This is a genomic window from Paenibacillus pasadenensis (assembly GCF_023715725.1).
Lineage (GTDB): Bacteria > Bacillota > Bacilli > Paenibacillales > Paenibacillaceae > Paenibacillus_O > Paenibacillus_O pasadenensis_A.
In genome coordinates this window covers 139,131-162,204 of the sequence record NZ_JAMBOT010000007.1, presented here as the reverse complement: position 1 = coordinate 162,204, position 23,074 = coordinate 139,131, and the positions used below count along the sequence as shown (strand labels likewise).

Genomic DNA, 23,074 nt, shown 5'->3' with positions numbered 1-23,074 from the left:
GTGGGATCACTGCCAGTGTAGCATATATTGCGGCGGTTAGCCCGGTTAAGAGGCGCGGCCCGGCGATTTGTCCGGCATTTTCACGGCAATGGCTCTGCGTATTCCCTCACGGAAGCTGACGAACTGGCGGGCCTCGTCATCCCACAGATTGAAGCGGAGCGACTGCAGGCTCGTGCGGAGCGTAATCGTTGTGGCATGCGCCAGCGGCGGCGCTGCTTCATGAGCCTGCTGCAGGCGGTAATTCGGAACGCGCGGGCTCAAGTGATGGACATGATGGAAGCCGATGTTGCCGGTCAGCCATTGGAGCACAGCGGGCAGCTTGTAAAAGGAGCTTCCTTCCACAGCGGCTTTGACGTAATCCCAATCCTCCTGATGCTCAAAATAGGAGTCCTCGAATTGATGCTGCACATAGAACAGCCAGATGCCGGCTGCACCGGAGATCCAGAAAATCGGAAGCTGCACGAGCAGGAACGCCTGCCAGCCGACTGCCCAGATGGCGAGCGCGTACAGCAGAACAATTCCGGCGTTAGTCAGATACGTATTCAGCCGCTCTTTGCGGCGGACGTCTTTTTCATTAAAGCGGTAGCCGAACAAGATAAGGGCGATCGGTCCGACGATGAACATCACAAACGGGTTGCGGTAAATGCGGTAACGAACCTTCGTCCACTTAGATGCGGCGTCATACTCGCGCACCGTTAGCAGCCACATATCGCCGATACCGCGCTTTTCAAGATTGCCGCTGCCGGCATGGTGAATGTTGTGGCTCCGTTTCCATTGCTCATAAGGGAATAACGTCAAGATGCCGAGCACCGTTCCGAGAATATCGTTAGCCCGGCGGTTGCGGAAGAACGAGCCGTGGCAGCAGTCATGAAAAATAATAAAGCTGCGAATCAGGAAACCGGCGGCAAGCGCGGCAATCGGCAGCGTAAGGGCATAGGAAATTTGCAGGCTGGCGTAAGCGGCAAGCCATAACAGCAGAAATGGCGGCAGCGTATTGAGCAGCTGACGGATGCTGGCGGCACGGTCATTGCTTTCAAAGGGAGCGATCATTTGGCGGAGTTGTTTGGTCTTGGACATGGTTGCCTCCCGGATTCAAGAGCGATGGTGCTCGCTCAGGCTATTGTTTCCAGTATAGAGTTTTAGCCACGGCCGCGGCAGTCATACCCGTCAGCGTTCCAATATGACAACTGTCATCAATTGTCGAACAATTTTAAAATGAACTGATTGAAGCCCCAGTCCCATTAAGCTCCAGCACCGGATATTCTTCTCGGCGGCTGGAGGCGTCTGAGACGAGGTACGACTGCATATCGGCGGTTGCCGGTCAGGCTCCGATTGGTGTAGCCTAGAGGCAGAACCTACATTCCGGAGCAAGGAGTGGGAGCATGTCTATATTTGATAAAATGAAACAGGGTGCCGCCGAGGCAGCCAAGGCGGCCCAGCAAACGGTGGAGTCAGCCCGCCTCAAATCGCAGATTGCGCTCAGGCAGCGGGATATATCGCGCTACAAAAAAGAAATCGGCGAAGCGGTGTTTACCGCCTACCGAAAAGATAACATCGCTGGCGCGCAGGACGCCGCGTTCAGGCTTTGCCAGCAAATTGTTGCCGCCGAAGGACAAATTGCCCAGCTGGAGCAGCGCATCCGCGCCGTGAAGTCGCTTAAAACCTGCAGCGCTTGCGGCCGTGAGGCCGATTATGAGGCGAGATACTGCCCCGATTGCGGCGAGGGATTCCCAGAGGAGAGCGTCATGCCGACGCTGCAGCTGGAAGGTCAGGTGCATGTGTTATGCGGCCGCTGCAAGGCAGAGAATCCGCTGGATGCCCGCCGCTGCACCCGCTGTGGAAGCGAGCTTGCTTCCTGGCAATAGGCTGCTGCACAGCGGAGGATATCAGTCATACTTGCATACATTAAAGAGGCTTCCGGAATGGAGCCTCTTTTTGTGTCTAAATTTTTTTTCAGCGCAGCCCCTCAAAAATTCCGTCTCCCGCCAAGGGTAAAAATCCCAGTGGCAGGGCATCCTAAACCCCGTTGCTCAAGGCTGAAAGTGTTGGACGAAGCCACAAAAAGGCGCACTAGGACAACAATTTTTCTCTAGACCCACTAGGGTTCAGGAGGATAAGGTAGGAGCAGTTGTTTGGAGAGGGGAAGAAGGCTTGTGTCAACGGAACAGCAGTACGCCGATATCCGCAAAGGAGAAAAGGGAGCCTGGATCAGCATTGCCGCATATTTGGTGCTGTCCGCCGCAAAGCTTGCGGCCGGATTCTTTTTTGCATCCGAGGCGCTGACGGCGGACGGATTTAACAATCTGACCGACATCGCCGCTTCCTTTGCCGTGCTGATCGGCTTGCGCATTGCACAGAAGCCGCCGGATAAGGACCACCCGTACGGCCATTTCCGGGCGGAAACGATTGCGTCGCTCATCGCTTCCTTTATTATGGCGACGGTTGGTTTGCAGGTGCTGATAAGCTCCGTGCGCTCCTTGTTTGGCGGCGTGCAGGAAGCGCCGAACATTTTGTCGGCTGTAGTTGCCATTGCTTCCGCCATCGCGATGCTCGGTGTGTATTGGTACAACCGTAAGCTGGCGAAGCAGATCAAAAGCCAGGCGCTTATGGCTGCAGCCAAGGACAATTTGTCCGATGCGCTCGTGAGCACCGGCGCGGCCGTCGGCATCGCGGGCGCCTCGCTTGGATGGCACTGGCTAGACCCCGTTGCCGCGATTGCGGTCGGGATCATTATTTGCAAAACGGCTTGGGAGATTTTTTACAGCTCCACCCATGCATTGACCGACGGCTTCGACGACGGCGAGCTGCTTACGCTGCGCAATTCAATCGAAAAGGTCAGCGGCGTCAAATCGATCAAGGATTTGAAGGCCCGCGTGCACGGAAGCCACGTCCTCGTTGACGTCATTGTGCTGGTAGATTCCAGGCTCAGTCTGGTGGAGAGCCACCGGATCAGCGACGAGATCGAGCACCGGATGGAGCGGAAGCATAATATTATGCACGTCCATGTGCATGTGGAGCCCTGTGAATCGGCGTAATTTCGCTAGTTCGGGAGCTCTAGCAGTGAAGGGGCAAGATCTTGTTTTTCAGGTTAAGGGGTAAAGTTGCCTGTTAGGTTTCGTGCAGCGGAGTAGCCTTTATCTGGTCCTGCAGAGGAGCAAAAGCAACTTGTCCAGGCTCGCGCTGTAGAGCAAGGAAAGCCTGTTTGGTCTCAAGCATTCAATGCTGGGGCCAGGCAGGCTTTTTCTTTTTAGGGCAGGGGAAGCGCGAAGCTGCTGTGCCCGAGGCAGCAACCCAGGCGTTCCAACATTCTAGCAAACGCAACTGAGAGCGCTTATTTGGAATTTTTTAGCTCAATCTAGAATCTAAAGCAACTCAGCGGTCTTATTTCCGCATTTTGCAGGCTAAAAGCTCTAGAAATGCTCAAATAACGCTTGTGAGTTGCGTTAGAGTTTCCAACTGGCTGAAATCGAGCAAATAGCGGATCTCAGTTGCGTTATAGGTTTGAGGAGTTTGTTTCTCAGGGCAAGTACTTGCGAATTACCAGAAATGGGAGCATAGGCCGATGTTTTTTTGATATCAAATATTTAAACTATTAACAATTGCTCACCATACCGCGACACTTTCTGCAAGAAAAGCCTAAAAGCCGCCCCGTCAAATGCCGATAAAGGGAAAGCAGGTCTAAGCTTTGCCGTTTAGCTCAACTGCTGATCTTGACCAATGACAATCGACATTTTACCTGATGAGGAGTCGTGATCGAATGAGAAAGCCTATCGCTGCTGTACTGGCTGCAGGCATGCTGCTGACAGCTGCGCCGCTGCCATACGCCAGCGCTGCCTCTCAATCCGCCGTAACCCAATCTTCCGTTAACTTGCGAGACGAGCCTTCCACTAAAGGTAAGGTGCTTCGTTTGCTTGCTAAAGGTGAAAATCTAAGTGTAATTAGCCGCGTAAATAACAGCTGGATTAAAGTAAAGGAGAGCGGTGGCAAAGTCGGCTACGTTTCTTCATCCAGCCAATATATTAGCCTGAAAAGCGATAAGGTTACCGCTTCAAAGCCATTAATCCAAGCCAACGCGGAGATTGCGGCAACCGTTTCGTTCCGGGCTAGCGCGTCCGCTTCAAGCGAGAGGCTGCGATATCTCAAAAAGGGCGAAAACGTGCAAATCCTCTCCTCTCCGACGCCTTATTGGTACCGGATTAAGGATGAAAAAGGCAGCACCGGATACATAAGCTCCGACACCAAATATGTTACTCTAACTAGCGATGTGCCGGGGCGGACGAGCCCTGAGCCGAGCATAACACCGACGCCAAGCAAAACGCCAGCTCCAACGGCTACGCCGAGCAAAACGCCAGCGCCGACGGCCACGCCAAGCAAAACGCCAGCGCCAACGGCTACGCCGAGCAAAACGCCAGCGCCGACGGCCACGCCGAGCAAAACGCCAGCGCCGACGGCCACGCCAAGCAAAACGCCAGTGCCAACGGCCACGCCGAGCAAAACGCCAGCGCCGACGGCCACGCCAAGAAAAACGCCAGCGCCAACGGCTACGCCGAGCAAAACGCCAGCGCCGACGGCCACGCCGAGCAAAACGCCAGTGCCAACGGCCACGCCGAGCAAAACGCCAGCACCGACGCCGGACGCCGGGTCAACCGAATTCATTCCGAACGCGGAAGTTGCTGCATCCGTGGCGTTGCGCCGCGGACCGTCCACCTCTCATGAGCGCATCCGTTATTTAAAAGTTGGCGAGGAAGTGCAGATCGAGGCTGTTGCCAATCGCAGCTGGTATCAGGTGCGCGACGGCTCGGGGGTAAGCGGGTATGTAAGCTCGGATACAAAATACATAACCGTAACGGGGGAGCTGCCAGGTGGAAACAGCCCAACGCCATCTCCGACACCATCAGCCATGCCGGCGCCGGCTCCTGGCAATGGTCCCGAAGAGGATGGATCGTCCTCGCTTGATATAGAGTCTGTTATTCAGGCGGGACTTAAATATTTGGGGACGCCTTACGAGTTCGGCTCCAGCCGCAATGATACCGCTACGTTTGACTGCTCGGATTTTGTCCGGCAAGCCTTTATTGACGCGCTGGGCATTAAGCTTCCCGCCGATTCACGCGGGCAAGGCCAGTTTGTCAAAAATAAAGGGGTCTACAAGATGGAATGGGACAGCCTTGAACGCGGCGACCTGATGTTTTTCACCACATACGCGATCAGCAAAGAAATTACGTCAGACGAGCTACTGGACACATCGCTCATCTCGCATGTTGGAATTTATCTTGGGGACAACAAGATTTTGCAGACTTTTTCCAAGGAGTCAGGTGGCGTGCAAGTTACAGAAATTCCATCCAACTCCAGCTGGAAAACGCGGTTTATGTTTGGAGGCAGCGCACTGCAGTAGCAGTCAAAAAGACCCTTGGAAATGAAGCTGCGGCTTCCGATCCAAGGGTTGTATTTGTTCTACCGTAATAAGCACGAAAGCGCGCCGGCTGGCGCGCTTTTGCTTTAGCTGGCTGTAGCAGCTCATAGCTTTAGATTTTGATGGGGGCAAATTACAGCGGTAAGTTTCATTAACCAACATTTTGGACTCTCCAGCTACCTCTTCACTTACATTCCTGGCGGACCGGAAATTGCGGCTGCTGCTCCGAAAACTTCGTTTTTATTCCTTCGGACTCCGTCGAGCCACGCCGCTATCGCGAGCAGCCTGAATGACACGTTTGCGTACTTCTTCCACGACTTTGGTGTTGAACACGCTGGGAATGATGTAGCTGCGGCTTAGCTCGTCTTCACCGACAGTTGAGGCAATCGCTTCGGCGGCGGCCAGCTTCATCTGCTCGTTGATCGTAACGGCGCGGCAATCAAGAGCTCCGCGGAAAATACCCGGGAAACAAAGCACGTTGTTGATCTGATTCGGGAAGTCCGATCGGCCGGTAGCGATAACGGCAACGATATCCTCCGCGTCCTCGGGACGAATTTCCGGATCCGGGTTGGCCATCGCAAACACAATCGGCTGTTCGTTCATCGTCAGTACCATTTCGCGCTTAAGGATGCCACCAGCCGACAGTCCAATGAACACATCTGCACCACGCAGCGCGTCAGCCAATCCGCCGGTTAACCTCTCCGGGTTTGTATTGGCGGCGTACCAGTTCCACATTGGATGAGCATATTCGCGATCTGCGGTCAAAATTCCGTCCCGGTCAACGCCGAGAACTTGACGCGCTCCTCCGGCCAGCAGCATTTTTGTACAGGCAGTGCCCGCCGCGCCGATACCGCAAACGACAATCCTTGCGTCTTCGATCCTTTTGCCGGTTAGACGAAGTGCATTAAGGAGCCCCGCGTAAAGAACAACGGCGGTGCCATGCTGATCGTCGTGGAACACTGGTATATTGAGCTCCTCGCGAAGCCTTTCCTCAATCTCAAAGCAGCGCGGGGAGGAGATATCCTCCAAATTAATTCCGCCAAATCCTGGCGCAATCGCTTTCACAGCAGCGATGATTGATTCCGTATCCTGGGTGTCCAGGCAGATTGGAAAAGCGTCGACGTCCGCGAACTGTTTGAACAGCATCGCTTTGCCTTCCATAACGGGCATTGCGGCTTCTGGACCAATGTTGCCGAGACCGAGTACGGCGCTGCCGTCAGATACAACAGCGACTGTGTTGCGTTTGATCGTAAGCGAAAATGCTTTGGAAGGGTCTTCGTGAATCGCTGTGCAAACGCGAGCTACTTCCGGAGTGTAAACTCTGGACAGATCGTCCCGGTTCTGGATCGGTGTTTTGGGCTGAACGGTTATTTTTCCGCCAAGATGCAGCAGGAAAGTGCGGTCTGAGGTGTTAACAACCCGGATGCCGGGCAACAGGCTAAGCGATTTGCCGAGCCTTTCTGTCGTGCCGGTGTCTTTAACTTTGACGGTAAGGTCGCGGGTGGTGCTGCCTTTGCCCGTTTTGATAACGTCAATCGCGATTACATCGCCCCCGGCTGCCTCGATTGCGGATACAACGGAACTAAAGTTGGTTCCAGAGTCGATCTCGAGCCTCACGATGACCGTTTTTCCATCCAATGCTTTGTTATCCATATCCTCATCCTCCTTGGCGAGTTCCCGTAGAGTAATTAATTTGATTTTGCTGCGAAAAAATGGGGCCGGCATCCATCCCGTCCCCAATATGTGTGTACCTGCCCGAGTAAAGAGCATGCTCGAAGTTAACCGGCTGTATGCGGGCAAGACTCAACCGCCGGGGCGGACTAAGTCTTGGTGGCTTGATGAGACAGCTGCTGGTTAGGTTAGTCTTAGCTCGCACACAGTCAGTGCTAGCAAGTTTGAATAAGGCCAAAATTGGCCTTAAATAGCTCCAAACTGAGCTAGTGGAGAAGAATAAGGCCCAAAGTGGCCTTAAATAGCTCCAAACCGCGCTAAAGGAGAAGAATAAGACCAAAATTGGCCTTAAATAGCTCCAAACTGAGCTAGTGGAGAAGATTAAGACCAAAATTGGCCTTAAATAGCTCCGAACCGCGCTAAAGGAGAAGAATAAGACCAAAATTGGCCTTAAATAGCTCCAAACCGCGCTAAAGGAGAAGATTAAGACCAAAATTGGCCTTAAATAGCTCCGAACCGCGCTAAAGGAGAAGAATAAGACCAAAATTGGCCTTAAATAGCTCCAAACTGAGCTAGTGGAGAAGAATAAGACCAAAATTGGCCTTAAATAGCTCCAAACTGAGCTAGTGGAGAAGATTAAGACCAAAAGCGGCCTTAAATAGCTCCGAACCGCGCTAAAGGAGAAGAATAAGGCTAAAATTGGCCTTAATAGCTCCGAACCGTGCTAATGGAAAAGCCCTTAACCGTCCCGATCCAGCGCATATGGAGCGCAATAAGGGCGTCAAACGCCCTTAACCGTCCCGATCCCGTGCAAATGGAGCGCAATAAGGGCGTCAAACCACTCGCTAGCCACTCCGCACGAGCCGCAGCCAACAATCAGTTCATCAGCCGCAGAACAGCCGACGGGCATTCCAGCGGATCGTACTGCTGGCTGCTTTTCGACAGCAGCCGCAGGCGGTTCTGACCGGTGCTGTACGGCTCCTGAATGAGCCGGAACCAGCGGTCAATCGTACTTTTTGACTTCAGCGGCTCACCGAATCCGCTGCCGACGAAGTACTCCAGATTCTCCTCTTCTTGGCCGGGAATCGGATTGTAGAACAGCATCGGAATACCCTTGCTCATGCCTTCCGTGCAAGTCATGCCGCCAGGCTTGGTGACGAGCAGGTCCGCGGCGTCCATCATTTTGGAAATTTCGCGCGTAAAACCCATCACATGAACGTTAGGATGGACAAAACGCTCGTCCGCCAACATGCTCTCCCGGGATTTTTCGTTTGTCCCGGTGCAAAAAATGATCTGTACCTCGTCCCGCCAGCGGGTCATGTACGTAAAGAACTCGTCTTCTTCCTCCATAAGCCCCCAGCCTCCGCCCATAACAAGCACGGTAGGCATGTTTTGCAAACCAAGCTCACTCCGCGCCTCGGCCTGATCCTGAGACTTCCAAAACTGAGGATGGACCGGAATTCCGGTCACCTCGATGCGGCCGGGCGGAATGCCCCGCGCCATCAGTTTTCTTTTGACGACGGGGGTAGAGACGAGGTAGTGATTGACTTCTGTATTTGCCCAGGTTCCATGCGCATCGTAATCCGTGATGAGCGTATACAGCGGGATGTCGAGTCCGAGACGTTTCAGCCGGGCTACCGCCGCGTTGGGACCGGGATGCGTGCAAATGATGATCTCCGGCCGCAGCTGCTCAATGACTTGCTCAGTCTGGGTATAAAAAATTCGATGAATCGCCAGCTGCGTGAACCGGTTGAAGGAACGCTTATAGTTGGTGCGGTACATCATGCCTACCAGCTTCGGCTGTTTGCCGACGGTTTTGCGGTAAGCGGACATAATGAGGGGACCAAGCACCGGATTCAGGAATTTACCCAGCTCCAGCACACGGGTCTGAACATCGGACGAAAGATGCCTCAGGCCGGCAGCGAGCGCATATGCCGCTTGGGTATGTCCGGACCCGAACCCCTCCGAGAGCAGCAGCACTCTTTTTTTACGCATGCACTCACCTACTTTTCTCACTACCAATATTACGACGAGCGCGGTATATAAGACAAGCTTGGCCTTGGATGCTTGTGTCCGCGCATCGCTTCCTATATTCTGTGTTAAAAGGCAAGGTCCTTTCAGGTTGCGGATATTGATGTTTACATTAGTAATAAGGAGAGGATTGCGCATGACGTCAAACGATTCGTCCCCGGCAGCGGAAAGCTGGGTGCGCTTTACGTACAAAACAGGAGAATACGCGGGACGCCTCGTCGAAGAAGGCTCGCCGCGCAGCGTTGTGGAAACGCTGGCGGTGCTGCGCCATCCCGAACAAGGCGATCTGCATAACCCTTACAACCCGGATGTTCCATTTTTCCATGAACGGCGAGCCCTTGCCCACCGCGAAAAAGCGCTGGTCCCCAACCGGGACATCGGACCGTATGCGGCAGCTCAGCTACCCGATTACAACGAATCCCGCGAGCAGGCGGTAAAGAAGTCGCTGGAGGAGCTGGACCGGCTGCAGCGCTGGGCGGCCCGCGCTTCGGAGCAGCTGAAGACAGTGGCCTCCGAGTACCGGCCTTCCTAAATTCCCCGTATCCCTCTTTTTTAACATGCCCCGGACCTCTTCATTCCATGAGAGCCGGGGCATTTATGTTTTTCGAGCCGTCTAAACATTTGGAGTTTAAGTTTAAAAATTTGCATCATTATACATATCACTTTATGCATTCAATTAACATATATATTCAAAGCTCGAAAGAAGACGAACTTCCTTAAACTTGCTATACACATGGGGAGAAGCCTTGTGATAGGATGGATGGAGAAGCATCGCGGCATTGTGGAGAAGCAGACGGAGAGAGCCGTGGAACCCTTGTGGCGCAAGGGAACCGGCTGATGTTGATTAGAGTTCATAATCATATTTATAAAAAGATTAAATTGCCCTCATACGCCTCAAGTGATAAAATCGAGGAATAACTAAGTCAGCCGACCTACCTTTCCCCGGGATTTTGCCCCCGGAGATTCGACCGGATTCTGCCCTGTTAATTACAGGACGGCAGGATTTGGATATGTATTATTATGCATCTTTATACATCGGAGGCTGTCCAATGGACATTCCTGCGAACTGCATAAGCCTTCCCGGTTAAGATGCCTATATAATATGAAGCCTTTGATGCCGTCCGTTATTATATCTATTCTCCGACAGAAAGGTTGCATCCTATGAACAGGAAAATGACTGGATTGCCGCCGAAACAAGGCCTCTACGATCCTCAGTACGAAAAAGACGCTTGCGGCATGGGATTTGTCGCGCACATCAAGGGAGTCAAGTCCCACTCAATCATTCAACAGGCGCTTACCGTCCTGGAGAACATGGAGCACCGCGGCGGCCAGGGCAGCGAGCCCAACACCGGTGACGGCGCAGGCATCATGCTGCAGCTTCCGCATGGTTTCTTCAAGCGCGAGCTGAGCCGCCAGGGCATTCAGCTTCCAGCCGAAGGCAGCTATGCCGTCGGTATGCTGTTCCTGCCTCAGGATGCGGCTGTACGCGAGTCGCTTGAAAGCAAGCTGGAAACGATCATTGCCGAGGAAGGCCAGGAGCTGATCGGCTGGCGTACCGTTCCTACTAATGACGAGAAGCTCGGCGAATCGGCTTTGAAGGCAAAGCCTTATGTCCGCCAAGTGTTCGTATCCCGCAATGCGGCACTCGCGGATGAGTTGGCTTTTGAGCGCAAGCTGTACGTTATTCGCAAGCGCGCGGAGCTGGCGATTCGATATGCGGGCCTGGAAGGCGGAGACATGTTCTACTTCCCGTCCTTCTCCTCCAAAAAGATCGTTTACAAAGGAATGCTGACGACGGAGCAGGTTCGCGCCTTCTACGTTGATTTGAACGATGAAACGATGGAAACGGCGATTGCGCTCGTTCACTCCCGTTTCAGCACAAATACGTTCCCAAGCTGGGAGCGCGCGCATCCGTACCGCTACCTGATTCACAACGGCGAGATCAATACGCTGCGCGGCAACGTCAACTGGATGCATGCCCGCCAATCGCTGTTTGCCTCCGAGCTGTTTGGCGAGGACCTGGATAAAATCAAACCGATTATCAACCCGGACGGCTCCGATACGGCGATGTTTGATAACACGCTGGAGTTCCTGTACTTGTCCGGCCGTTCGCTGCCGCATGTAGCGATGATGATGGTGCCGGAGCCATGGTCCAACCATGAGGACATGAGCCCTGAGAAAAAAGCTTTTTACGAATACCACAGCTGCTTGATGGAGCCGTGGGACGGACCGGCTGCAATGGCGTTCACCGACGGCACGCAGATCGGCGCTGTTCTTGACCGCAACGGGCTGCGTCCAGCGCGTTATTACGTTACGAAGGACGACGTCATCATTCTCGGCTCCGAAGCCGGAACGGTGTATGTTGAACCGGAGAACGTGCTGTACAAGGATCGTCTGCGTCCAGGCCGCATGCTGCTCGTTGATACGAAGGAAGGCCGCATCGTTTCCGATGAAGAGGTCAAATCCCGTATCGCTTCCGAAAAGCCTTATCAGCAATGGCTTGAGGACAATTTAATCAGCCTGGAGGATCTGCCTGACGCGCCGGAGCTTCCGGAGCTTGACCATGCAACGGTTCAGCAGCGCCAGCAATCGTTCGGTTATACGTTTGAGGATCTGCGCAAAGTGCTGGAGCCGATGGCGTCCTCCGGCGTAGAGCCAATTGGATCCATGGGCTACGATGCTCCGCTTGCGGTGCTTTCGGAGCGTCCGCAGCGCCTTTACAGCTACTTCAAGCAGCTGTTCGCGCAAGTAACGAACCCGCCGATCGATGCGATCCGCGAGGAAATCATTACGGCAACGGGCACCTCGCTTGGACCGGAGCGCAATCTGCTTAACCCTGAGCCGGAGAGCGCGCGCCAGATTCGTCTGGAGTCCCCGATTCTGTCCAATGAAGAGTTTGCCAAGCTGCGCCATGTGCGCCGCCCTGGCTTCAAATCCATCACGCTTCCGATTTTCTTCCCGGCTGACGGCGGAGAAAAAGGATTGCGCCAAGCGCTGGATACGATGTGCGAAGCGGCCGACCGCGTCATTGCGAAAGGCCATAACGTTCTTATTTTGTCGGACTTTGGTTCGGACCGCGACAACTGCGCCATTCCTGCGCTGCTGGCGGTGTCCAGCCTGCATCACCATCTGATTCGACAAGGCACCCGTACCCGCGTCAGCATCCTGCTGGAGTCGGGCGAGCCTCGCGAAGTGCATCATTTTGCGCTGCTGCTTGGCTACGGCGTGAGCGCGATCAACCCTTACCTGGCGTTTGAATCGCTGGACGATATGATCCGCCAAGGCATGCTGCGCGGCGTGAAGCATGAAAAAGCCGTTAAGAATTTTATTAAGGCCGCTACTAAAGGCGTCTTGAAAATTCTGTCCAAGATGGGCATTTCCACGATTCAGTCGTATCGCGGAGCGCAGATTTTTGAAGCGGTCGGCCTGCAGGAAAGCGTCATCGACAAATACTTCACCTGGACGCCGTCCCGTATCGGCGGCATCGGGTTGGATATTATCGCCCAAGAAACGCTCAAGCCTCATAACCGCGCTTATGCTGAACAGCAGGGCGGGGAGAAAGAGCTTGATTCCGGCGGCGAATACCAGTGGCGTAAGGACGGAGAGGACCATCTGTTCAGTCCGCAGACGATTCACACGCTGCAGATGGCATCCCGCGCCAACGACTACAAGCTGTACAAAAAGTTCTCGAATCTTGTTCAAGGCGAAGACAGCAAGTTCATGACGCTCCGCTCGCTGCTTGACTTCAAAAAGGACCGCCAGCCGGTGCCGATTGAAGAAGTCGAATCCATCGAGGATATTATGAAACGCTTCAAGTCCGGCGCGATGAGCTTCGGATCGATTTCCAAGGAAGCGCACGAAAGCCTCGCGATTGCGATGAACCGCATTGGCGGCAAGTCCAACACGGGCGAGGGCGGCGAAGATCCGGGCCGCTGGGTGCTGGACGCTAACGGCGATTCCCGCCGCAGCGCCATCAAGCAGGTTGCATCGGGCCGCTTCGGCGTTACGAGCAACTACCTCGTCAATGCGGACGAGATTCAGATCAAAATGGCGCAGGGCGCCAAGCCGGGCGAGGGCGGACAGCTTCCGGGACGCAAGGTATATCCTTGGGTCGCTGAGGTTCGCGGCTCCACGCCGGGTGTCGGCCTCATCTCGCCGCCGCCGCATCATGACATCTACTCCATCGAGGATTTGGCGGAGCTGATCCATGATCTGAAAAACGCCAATCCGCGCGCGCGCATTAACGTCAAGCTCGTTTCCGAGGTCGGCGTAGGCACGATAGCGGCTGGCGTTGCCAAAGGCCGCGCAGACGTCATCCTTGTCAGCGGTTATGACGGCGGCACGGGCGCATCCCCGATGAACTCGATGCGTCATGCCGGTATGCCGTGGGAGATCGGTCTGGCTGAGACTCACCAGACGCTTATGCTCAACAATCTCCGCGACCGCGTTGTTGTAGAGACCGACGGCAAAATCATGAACGGCCGCGACCTTGCGATCGCCACGCTGCTTGGCGCCGAGGAGTACGGTTTCTCGACGGCTCCGCTCGTCGTGCTCGGCTGCGTCATGATGCGCGTGTGCCAATTGGACACTTGTCCGGTCGGCGTTGCGACGCAAAATCCGGAGCTGCGCAAAAAATTCATGGGCGATCCGTCCCATGTCGTCAACTACATGCGTTTTATCGCACAAGAGATGCGCGAATATATGGCAGAGCTCGGCTTCCGCACGATCAACGAGATGGTCGGCCGCGTCGATATTCTGGAAAGCAAGTCGCTCATTGAGCATTACAAGCTGAGCGGCCTGGATCTGACGCCGCTGCTGCATCAGCCAGAAGTTCCGCAGGATGCTGTGCGTTATAATGTGCAGGAGCAGAACCATGGCCTGGAGCTGTCGCTCGATATGCAATCGCTGCTTCCTGCTGCCGAAGCTGCGCTGGAGCGCGGCGAGCAGGTTAAAGCATCGTTCCCGATCTGCAACACGAACCGTGTTGTCGGTACGATTCTCGGCAGCGAAGTAACCCGCCGTTACGGCGCTGCAGGTCTGCCTGAGGACACGATCTCCATGCATTTTGTCGGCTCCGCCGGCCAAAGCTTCGGAGCGTTCGTGCCGAAAGGCATCACGCTCTCGCTGGAAGGTGACTCAAACGACTACGTCGGTAAAGGTCTGTCCGGCGGCAAAATTATTGTCGCTCCATCGCCGAAGGCTACGTTCGCGGCTGAGGATAATGTCATCATCGGCAATACGGCCCTTTATGGCGGTACGGGCGGAGAAGCTTACATCAACGGCATCGCCGGCGAACGCTTCGCGGTTCGGAACAGCGGCGTGAAGGTTGTCGTTGAGGGCACAGGCGACCATGGCTGCGAATATATGACAGGTGGACGCGTAGTCGTGCTAGGGGGCACGGGACGGAACTTTGCGGCCGGTATGTCAGGCGGCGTGGCGTATGTGCTTGATGAAAAGCGCGAATTCTACAAACACGTTAACCTGGAGATGGTGCTTCTGGAACGTGTTGAGGAAGAAGCGGACATCGCGGAGCTGCGCGGACTGATCGAGAACCATGTCCGTTACACGGGCAGCGCAATCGGCGACCGTATCCTTTCCAATTGGGAGCAATCGCTTGGCGACTTCGTGCGTATTATTCCGAAGGACTACAAGCGGATGCTGGAGCAGATTCGCAAAGCCGAGGAAGAGCAAGGGCTGGAAGGCGAAGAAGCCCTTCTGGCCGCCTTTGAAGCAAATATGAGAGAGCTGGCGCGCGTCGGAGGCAACTAATCCGGTAATCGCTATAACAAACAGCGCGTCCGCATAAGCGGGCGCGCTGTTTGTTTACTGGAGTTCAGTACTCCGTAATCGTTGTTGAGATTGTCATCAAATCAGTAATTGCCCAATCAATGCGAAGCAAGTCTCCATACTATGCTTATAGAGTAGAATAGGAGGTAGCATTGGTATGCAGCTGGGCTTGGTATTAGTTTTGTTTATACTGCTGGTTATTGTTACATGTGTCGGAAACTACATTGTCCCGGGGTCAAAAGAGGATGCAACCATAACAGGAAGCAAAGGTTTCATAATGCAAAATAGAACAAGCAATTATAATTTTGTAAGCACCGCTTTTTCAGGAGACTTTGAATCTCCCGGGCCGTCGGCCAATATCGTAACGCCTGGAGGAAACTATCGTTTCGAAGTTGTGGCCAAACCTTTCTATCAAACGACTAGAGCCGTTGCCCAATACGCTGTTTATACAACCGAGGGGCGAACGATTGGCGCACTCTCCCTGACATTTGAAACCAGAAATAGCGGACTTGACGCGCGTTTATTGGTTGGAAAACCCATCTCAATGACTTCCGAAGCGAGCAACTACAAAGGAGTCATTTATGTCACGTTGGGAGACAAACCCCCTTCAGCATAGGATAAACCAGAGACAAGCGGACCTCCGGCATCGTTCTGAACGCCAGACTATTCCATTTGCGGTGGTTTGGCTTATTTTTTTATATTGACAATGGCAAAAGAAATTGACTAAAATGTATGCTATTCGGCACCGTGACGGACATCAAGGGAGGGATATCCTTGTTTTTGAAAAGGCTTACAAAGAAGCCGGTATTCAACCGGTCCTTGTTTCGAAAGCAGCTGCTCTCTTATTTCATTACGGTACTGATTCCAACCTTTATGATTGTCTCCGTATACTCGTATACGATTAGCGAGGATCTCAAATCCCAGCTTAAACAAACCTCGGACAATAGCGTGCAACGGGTTTCAAAGAACATACAGGATATGATCGATCAAATTAATTACTTCTCTCTTCAATTATCCTTTGTGCCGGATATGAACCGCATGTTGAAGAACCCTTCCCAATTTACGCTCTACGACTACTACCAGCTGAAAGAGCAGGTGCGCAACCAGATTACTTCCAGTGAATTGTTTGAATCCGTCTACGTCTACAGCGCGCTCAACGAGAGGTTTATGACTTCGGGAGAGGGGCTTTACGACGCGGCTTCTTTTTTTGACCAGCCAGTCCTGGATCAGATCCGGCAGAACGCCGATAAGTCTTTCTGGTACGAGGTTCGTGACGACTACATTACCTTTTACAAAGCGATTCCGGTTACGGAAACGAAGCCGCTCGGCACGGTGGTCGTGAATATTCCCAAGGATAGGTTTCTGCACACGATCTATAATTTGAACAACAGCAGCGATCATAATGTTTACATCATCGACAGCAATGGCACGGCTATTTCCTCCATCAGCGAGGCCAAACAAAACGCAATCAACCGGCTGGCTGCATCAGCTGCTCTTCAAAAAATCCGTATTGATAATCAAGCCTATTTTGCCAATACGCAGGCGGTGCAGGATAACGGCTGGACGGTCGTCAGCCTGATTCCGTACGAGGTGTACAAAGAGCTGTTCGCCAAAAAAATGTCCAAGCTGATGCTGATCGTGTTTGTTGTTTTCCTGATCGGTCTGGCGATAGCCTATGCGTTTGCTGTGAGGATGTACAACCCGTGGAAAAAAATAATCGAGGTCATCACTGCATCAGGGGATAACAAGCCTTCCTCTGATGAGTATTTATTGGTCAGCGGAGCGATCAGCTCCATGATGGATACGATTAAACAGAATGAGCCGGTCATGAAGGACCATTTAATTTCCGATATTTTGCGAAACAACGTCACCGATAAAATCTCTGCGAGACTGGAGCAGGCAGGCTCGACGTTCCCTCATCCGCATTATGCGGTCATCGTTGCGGTGTTCGACGCGCTGCGGCCGGAGGACGAGGAGGATCCGCAGCGCAAGCTGATTATGTACAGCATGGTGTCGGAGACGCTAAAAAAATACTTGCCCGCAGAAGGCACGGTGCTGGACCGCAGCAAGCTCGGGTTTATCGTGAATGTGCCGGAGAGCGGCATGGACGCCAGCATACGGGAGCTCATTCACCAATGTTTTGCCGAGATGAACGCTGTTGCTCAAGAGGAGCTGAACGTCTCTCTGCAATTAATCGTCAGCGATGCGGGGAGCCCGGAGCGACTGTATGTAGCCTACGAGCAGATTCGCCGGATGCTGAATTACAAAGCGGTTATTAACCGCAGTGATGTCGTATTTGTGCAGGACCATACAAGCGAGCTTAAATTTGTATACCCGCTGCTGCTGCAAAAACAGCTTATTCATTCCGTCACGGCAATGAACCCCGGCAAAGCGAGCCAATGCGTCGACGAGTTGTTCCAGCAGTACATTTATAAATCCAAGTATCCGTTTGAGAAGCTGCAGGGCATGATCGTTGTGCTGATGAGCTCGGTTTTGAACGAGCTGCTGAAGGAAGGGCATGACATCGGGAGCTTGAACGACGAGGTTGATATTTTCAAACTAAATGAATGCCGAAATAATGACCAGTTATATCAGTTTATGATGGAGCACATCAGCAAAATCATCGGATTTCTGGAGGCGCAGCAGGACAAACAGGTTACGAATCAGTATGTGGCCAAAACGATTGCTTATATGGAGGCGCATTACACGAGCAATCTGTCCATTACGGAAATCGCCGAACGGATCGGGGTCAGCAGCGGCCATTTAAGCCGGACGTTTAAGGCGGAAACCGGGAAATCGATGCTCGAATATTTAACGGAATTCCGAATCAACAAGAGCAAAGAGCTGCTTAACAGCTGCAACGACTCCTTGCATGAGATCGGCCAGTCGGTCGGCTACAACGATGTGCAAAGTTTTATCCGCTTTTTCAAAAAGTACGAGGGCATGACGCCAGGCGAGTACCGCAAAAGCACCTAAAAAGCTGATATTTATTCGTAATTTCTAACATTAGACAAGCGGCCATCAGAAAATCCTCATGTTTATTCCAAACTGAGGGTTTTTTTGATTCTCGTTCCCAGGGTAGCATGAAAGCGTAAACATCATGACCTTGAGGGGAGGGGATGCGGTGAGTCAGACAATGAAATCGTTCCATAAACACAAGTACTATTATGTATTGCTTTTGCCCGGGATTATCTACTTTATTCTATTCAAGTATATCCCGATGGGCGGCATCGCCATTGCATTCCAAGATTTCAGAATTACTGGAAGCGTATTCAACAGTCCGTGGGCGGGATTAAAATGGTTCAACATTTTATTCGAATCTCCCGATTTTTGGGTGGCGCTCAGGAATACCGTCATCATTAGCTTTTATAAGCTGATCTTCAACTTTCCGGCGCCGATTATATTGGCCCTTCTGCTGAACGAGCTCATTAATGGCGCCTTTAAGCGGATTGTGCAGACGATTATTTATTTCCCTCACTTTGTTTCCTGGGTTGTGCTGGGGAGCATCCTGTTCTCGGTCTTCTCCGTGGATACGGGAGTTACGAAGCTGCTGGGCCTTTCTACTTCTCCTATTATGAATCCCGACGCATTCCGGGGTTTTCTTGTAGGCTCTGAAATGTGGAAAGAGGTCGGCTGGGGCACGGTGATTTATTTGGCGGCCATCGCTGGTGTTAACCCGGAGCAATATGAAGCGGCCAAAATAGACGGAGCGAACCGCTTCCAGCTCATCCGGCATGTTACGCTGCCAGCCATTGCTTCCACGATCGTTGTGCTGCTGATTTTGCGCACGGGTCAAATTTTGAACGTAGGCTTTGACCAGATATTCATTCTGTACAATCCGCTCGTTTATAACGTTGCAGACGTTCTCGAGACGTACGTTTACCGGGTCGGCTTAACGATGGGCAGATTCTCGCTTGCAACGGCGGCAGGGCTATTCCAGGCGGTTGTAGGTTTATGTTTACTGGTGTTTACGAACTGGCTCGTGAAACGAATGGGCGAACGGGGACTTTGGTAGGGAAGGAGGGGTTGTTGTGATTCAAAAAGGTTGGGGCGAGCGCACGTTTGAAGCGGGCAACATCTTGTTCCTGGCGCTGCTTAGCCTAGTGACGCTTTATCCATTATGGCATGAAATATCGATCTCTCTCAGTTCGGCTGCGGGAGCGATGAGAGGCGGGCTGTTCCTTTTCCCGAGAGGTTTTACGCTGGATGCCTACAAAAGCGTGTTAAGCTCAAGCTTTATTTGGCTGGCTTACCGAAACAGCATTATCGTCGCAGTAGCAGGCACTATTTTGCATGTGCTGTTTACAGCAACAACCGCGTATGCGCTGAATAAAAGAAGCCTGCCGGGCGTGAAGGCGATGACGCTGCTTGTATTATTCACGATGATCTTTAGCGGCGGAATGATCCCGACCTATTTGCTTGTAAAAACCTTAGGGTTGACCAACACCCTTTGGGCGCTTATGCTCCCAGGCATGATTTCGGCCTTTAACGTTATCGTCATGCAAAGCTTTATGCGGACCATTCCGGATGAGGTGGAGGAATCAGCCTCAATGGACGGCGCGAACCCGCTGCGTATTTTTTTCACGATTATTTTGCCGCTGTGCAAGCCGGTTATCGCCACGATTGCCCTGTGGGAATGCGTGGGGTTATGGAACAATTTTATGCAGGCTCTCATTTATTTGAACGACAAAGAGCTGTTCACGCTTCCTTTGCTGTTAAAAGAAATCATTGCCGGCCAGCAGCTGGCGACCGATACGGGACAGTTTACAACGTTTGCCGCTGAATCCGCGATTGCCGCAACCGTCATCGTATCGATCGTGCCGATTCTTGCGGTCTATCCATTCCTGCAAAAGTATTTTATGAAGGGCACGATGCTGGGTTCGGTCAAATCCTAACCAAGACAAATCAAAGGGGTGCATGTAGATGAAAAAGCTGAACAAAATGGTGTCTGTTGTATGTGCGACTTGTTTGTTAGGAATGATTGCCGCCGGCTGCTCATCCAGCGAAAACGGGGGCAATGCCTCCAATACCTCCGGAGCAAAATCCGAAGTGAAGCCTATTACGTATAATATGTTTTTCAACTACGGAATTCCGGAATTTCCCGACAATGGCGGGGAAGCCAAAGCTAAAATTACGGCGCAGATGGAGAAGGCGGGGCTGCCGGGAGTTGATTACAAAATCAGCATGATTTCCGGCGACGAGTATAAAACAAAGCTGAACCTGCTGATCTCATCCGGCGAAATTCCTGATTATTTCAATGTTGATACAACCCAGCTTGCTATGTATGTGAATCAAGGGCTGCTGATGCCGCTTGACGATCTGCTTGCCAAGGCGCCGAATCTGAAGAAATACATCCCGAAAGAGCGTTGGGAAGGCGTAACGTTTGACGGCAAAATCTACGCGATTCCTCAGGGCGTAAGACCGGAATCGTTCAATTCCCCCAATACGGCGGGTCTGCTGATCCGCCAGGACTGGCTGGACAACCTGGGACTGAAGCAGCCTACAAACTTGGATGAGCTGCACAACGTATTGAAGGCGTTTACGAAGGATGATCCGGACAAAAACGGCCAGGACGATACGTACGGGCTGGGCGGGAATAAATCGACCGTGTTCAATACGGTGTTTGGCGCATTTGGCATCGGTCTGATGTCGGGCTCGATTTTCTGGACGGAAAAGGACGGCAAAATCGTCAAAAGCTTCGTTACGCCGGAAGCTAAACAAGCGCTTGCCGTGCTGCAGCAGTGGTATAAGGAAGGCCTGATTGACCCTGAATTCCCGGTCATGGAGCCGAAACAGGGGGACGCTCGGGTCATAAATTCCAAAATCGGCGTTTTTGAAGGGGATGCCTTTGGCGTCAATGCAGCTGGCGGCGGTTATTACACCTCGCTGCTCAAGGTGCTGCCGACGGCCAAGCTAACGATGATTAACCGCATCGCGGGCCCGGACGGCAAGAAGGGCTGGCCGGAGGTTAATCCTTATTCAGGCGGAGCGCTGCGGGCAGTCAGTGCGGATGCCAAAGATCCGGAGAGACTTATTCAGATGCTGGACTGGTCGGTTAGCGACGAAGCAAACGGCGGCGTCAACCTGCTGACTTACGGAGAAGAGGGCGTAGATTACACCTTTGATGAAGCGAAAAATTTAATTACGCAAAAAACCTCTTATTCGGACCTGTATGCCAAAGGTTTTTCCAATCCGGTTCGATTCGTTCAAGTAACGGACCGCCGCTGGACGGACGATACCGTGCGGGCCGCGCTGGAGATCGCATCAACGGATATTGTGAAAAACCAACTGTGGAAAACGGTTCCCGCAGAGCTGGATTATCCGGATCTGGAGAAGAAACTATGGACGGAATACTTTGTAAAAATTGTAACAGGCGTATGGGCAGTTGATAGATTCGACGAATTCGTGCAAAATTATTATAAGCAGGGCGGCCAGAAAATTGAGCAGCAGGCTAACGAGGAATGGAAGAAGTCCAAAAACTAATCGTAAGGGTAGATGATGATGACAGCGAAGACGACTAAAAGGCCCAATGTAATTGTGTTTTTTACCGACCAACAGCGAGCTGACACGACGGGGGTTCATGGCAACCCCCTCGGACTGACCCCTAACTTTGACCGCATGGCGATGGAAGGCACTCATGTATTTAACTCTTATACCTGCCAGCCCGTATGCGGTCCGGCCAGATCCTCCCTGCAAACGGGCAAATATGCAACGGAGACAGGCTGTTACGTTAATGGAATTCCGCTGAAACAAGGCGAACTGACGCTTGCACATCATTTCAATGAAATGGGTTACAGCACGGGCTACATCGGAAAATGGCATCTGGCCGGGCAGGAGCCTGTGCCTCAGGATCAACGCGGAGGATACCAGTATTGGCTCGGTTCCAACGTGCTGGAATACTCCTCGGACGCTTACGACACGGTCATGTATGACAATGACAATAAACCGGTTAAGCTCCCTGGTTACCGTGTAGACGCACAGACGGACGCAGCTATCCGGTATATCGACCAGCATCAGGATGAGCCTTTCTTCTTGTTCCTGTCTTATCTGGAGCCGCATCATCAAAATCATACAGACAACTATCCGGCTCCGCGCGGATACGAAGGGCGTTACAGCGGCAGCCAATTTGTTCCCGGCGACCTCGCTACGCTTGGCGGTACGGCGCATGCTCATCTTGGCGGTTATTATGGCATGGTCAAGCGCATTGACGAAGCATTGGGACGCATCTTCGACAGCCTGATCAGCCTCGGGTTGGAGGAAGACACGATCATCATGTTCACCTCCGATCACGGCTGCCACTTCAAAACGCGGAACGGAGAATACAAACGCTCCTGCCATGACAGCTCCATCCGCGTACCGACCGCATTTATCGGAGGCCCTTTCAAATCCGGCGGTCGCCTGCAGGAGCTGGTGTCTTTGGTAGATCTGCCGCCAACGCTGCTTGACGCTGCCGGAATACCGGTGCCGGACTCGATGCAGGGCCGCTCTATTCTTCCTTTGCTGCGCGGCGAGAGAGAAGGCTGGCCGGAGGAGGTACTGGTTCAAATCAGCGAAGAGCAGGTAGGACGCGCGATCCGGACGCAGCGCTGGAAATACAGCGTAAAAGCGGCGGAAGCGAATGCTTGGAAGGATTCCGGCTCCGCTACTTATGTGGAGGAGTTCCTGTACGACCTGCAGTCCGATCCGCATGAGCTGAACAACCTGGTCGGGGTGGAGTCATTCAACACCATTGCCGCTGAGCTGCGCGAACGGCTGATTCGCCGGATGCAGGAAGCGGGAGAGGCTGCTCCTGAGATTTTGCCAACGCCGGAACAACGCGGTTCAGGCGCCAGAAGAGCATCGATAACCGAGCTGCGGAAAAAGCTTTAGCGGCTCCGCCAAGGTAGGCCCTACGATCGGCTGCGCCGAAGGTCGGTCCTTCGATCGGCTCTTGAACTCGGATTTCCTTGAATTTAACTATTCCTAGAGGCGGAAATCCGACTTCAAATGCGACCGCTGTCGCTTCTACGGGCTCGACCTTGGCTCCGCTGCTTTCTCTAGTCTAATCATCATGATAAAGATGGTTAGACTAGGGTTTCTTATACATCATTTTGTAAGCGTTTCAATGTTGGGAGGGGGGATGCGCCAGGAAAATCCGGAACGCTAACGCTGCCGAATTTTAAATGAAGTAAGCAT

Annotated in this window: 14 protein-coding genes; 11 read left to right on the top strand and 3 right to left on the bottom strand. The window is 52.8% G+C overall.

What is annotated here, in order from left to right; all coding sequences use genetic code 11:
• Positions 1 to 45: 45 nt before the first annotated feature.
• Positions 46 to 1,077 carry a fatty acid desaturase gene (locus tag M3223_RS17505; protein ID WP_285891335.1) on the bottom strand — a complete coding sequence of 344 codons (1,032 nt, stop codon included), beginning with the start codon at positions 1,075 to 1,077 and terminating at the stop codon, positions 46 to 48.
• A gap of 305 nt (positions 1,078 to 1,382) precedes the next feature.
• On the opposite strand from M3223_RS17505, the gene M3223_RS17500 reads away from it, so the two are divergent.
• The 3 genes from M3223_RS17500 (at position 1,383) to M3223_RS17490 (ending at position 5,392) form a co-directional block, all read left to right on the top strand.
• Positions 1,383 to 1,865, top strand: a complete 483-nt coding sequence (locus M3223_RS17500) for a zinc ribbon domain-containing protein (RefSeq protein ID WP_251563893.1) — start codon at positions 1,383 to 1,385, stop codon at positions 1,863 to 1,865.
• Positions 1,866 to 2,153: 288 nt separating this feature from the next.
• Entirely contained in the window at positions 2,154 to 3,035 is an 882-nt protein-coding gene (locus M3223_RS17495; protein ID WP_251563890.1) for a cation diffusion facilitator family transporter, read from the top strand.
• 722 nt (positions 3,036 to 3,757) lie between these two features.
• Positions 3,758 to 5,392 (top strand): SH3 domain-containing protein, encoded by a 1,635-nt coding sequence (locus M3223_RS17490; protein ID WP_251563888.1) that lies wholly within the window; start codon positions 3,758 to 3,760, stop codon positions 5,390 to 5,392.
• A 258-nt stretch (positions 5,393 to 5,650) separates the two neighbouring features.
• Here the strand turns inward: M3223_RS17490 and M3223_RS17485 are convergent, their stop codons facing one another.
• Both M3223_RS17485 and M3223_RS17480 read right to left on the bottom strand, forming a co-directional pair.
• Positions 5,651 to 7,063, bottom strand: coding sequence for an NAD-dependent malic enzyme (locus tag M3223_RS17485; protein WP_251563886.1), 1,413 nt, complete (start codon positions 7,061 to 7,063; stop codon positions 5,651 to 5,653).
• A gap of 894 nt (positions 7,064 to 7,957) precedes the next feature.
• Positions 7,958 to 9,076, bottom strand: coding sequence for an MGDG synthase family glycosyltransferase (locus M3223_RS17480; protein WP_251563884.1), 1,119 nt, complete (start codon positions 9,074 to 9,076; stop codon positions 7,958 to 7,960).
• A 172-nt stretch (positions 9,077 to 9,248) separates the two neighbouring features.
• On the opposite strand from M3223_RS17480, the gene kapB reads away from it, so the two are divergent.
• The 8 genes from kapB (at position 9,249) to M3223_RS17440 (ending at position 22,768) form a co-directional block, all read left to right on the top strand.
• Complete coding sequence (gene kapB, locus M3223_RS17475) at positions 9,249 to 9,644, top strand: kinase-associated lipoprotein B (protein WP_251563882.1); 396 nt, start codon at positions 9,249 to 9,251, stop codon at positions 9,642 to 9,644.
• Positions 9,645 to 10,273: 629 nt separating this feature from the next.
• Positions 10,274 to 14,881: a glutamate synthase large subunit gene (gene gltB, locus M3223_RS17470; protein ID WP_251563880.1), complete on the top strand. Its 4,608-nt coding sequence runs from the start codon at positions 10,274 to 10,276 to the stop codon at positions 14,879 to 14,881.
• Positions 14,882 to 15,056: 175 nt separating this feature from the next.
• Positions 15,057 to 15,515, top strand: coding sequence for a hypothetical protein (locus M3223_RS17465; protein WP_251563878.1), 459 nt, complete (start codon positions 15,057 to 15,059; stop codon positions 15,513 to 15,515).
• A 158-nt stretch (positions 15,516 to 15,673) separates the two neighbouring features.
• Positions 15,674 to 17,875, top strand: coding sequence for a helix-turn-helix domain-containing protein (locus M3223_RS17460; protein ID WP_251563876.1), 2,202 nt, complete (start codon positions 15,674 to 15,676; stop codon positions 17,873 to 17,875).
• Between the two features lie 148 nt (positions 17,876 to 18,023).
• A complete protein-coding gene (locus M3223_RS17455; RefSeq protein WP_251563873.1) occupies positions 18,024 to 18,914 on the top strand; it encodes an ABC transporter permease in 891 nt (296 codons plus the stop codon).
• Positions 18,915 to 18,930: 16 nt separating this feature from the next.
• The gene (locus tag M3223_RS24570) at positions 18,931 to 19,794 is read left to right on the top strand and encodes a carbohydrate ABC transporter permease (protein WP_251563871.1); all 864 of its coding nucleotides are present in this window, start codon (positions 18,931 to 18,933) and stop codon (positions 19,792 to 19,794) included.
• 28 nt (positions 19,795 to 19,822) lie between these two features.
• Positions 19,823 to 21,382, top strand: a complete 1,560-nt coding sequence (locus M3223_RS17445; RefSeq protein ID WP_251563869.1) for an extracellular solute-binding protein — start codon at positions 19,823 to 19,825, stop codon at positions 21,380 to 21,382.
• 18 nt (positions 21,383 to 21,400) lie between these two features.
• On the top strand, positions 21,401 to 22,768 hold the full coding sequence (locus tag M3223_RS17440) for a sulfatase-like hydrolase/transferase (protein WP_251563867.1): 1,368 nt from the start codon (positions 21,401 to 21,403) through the stop codon (positions 22,766 to 22,768).
• Positions 22,769 to 23,074 lie beyond the last annotated feature (306 nt).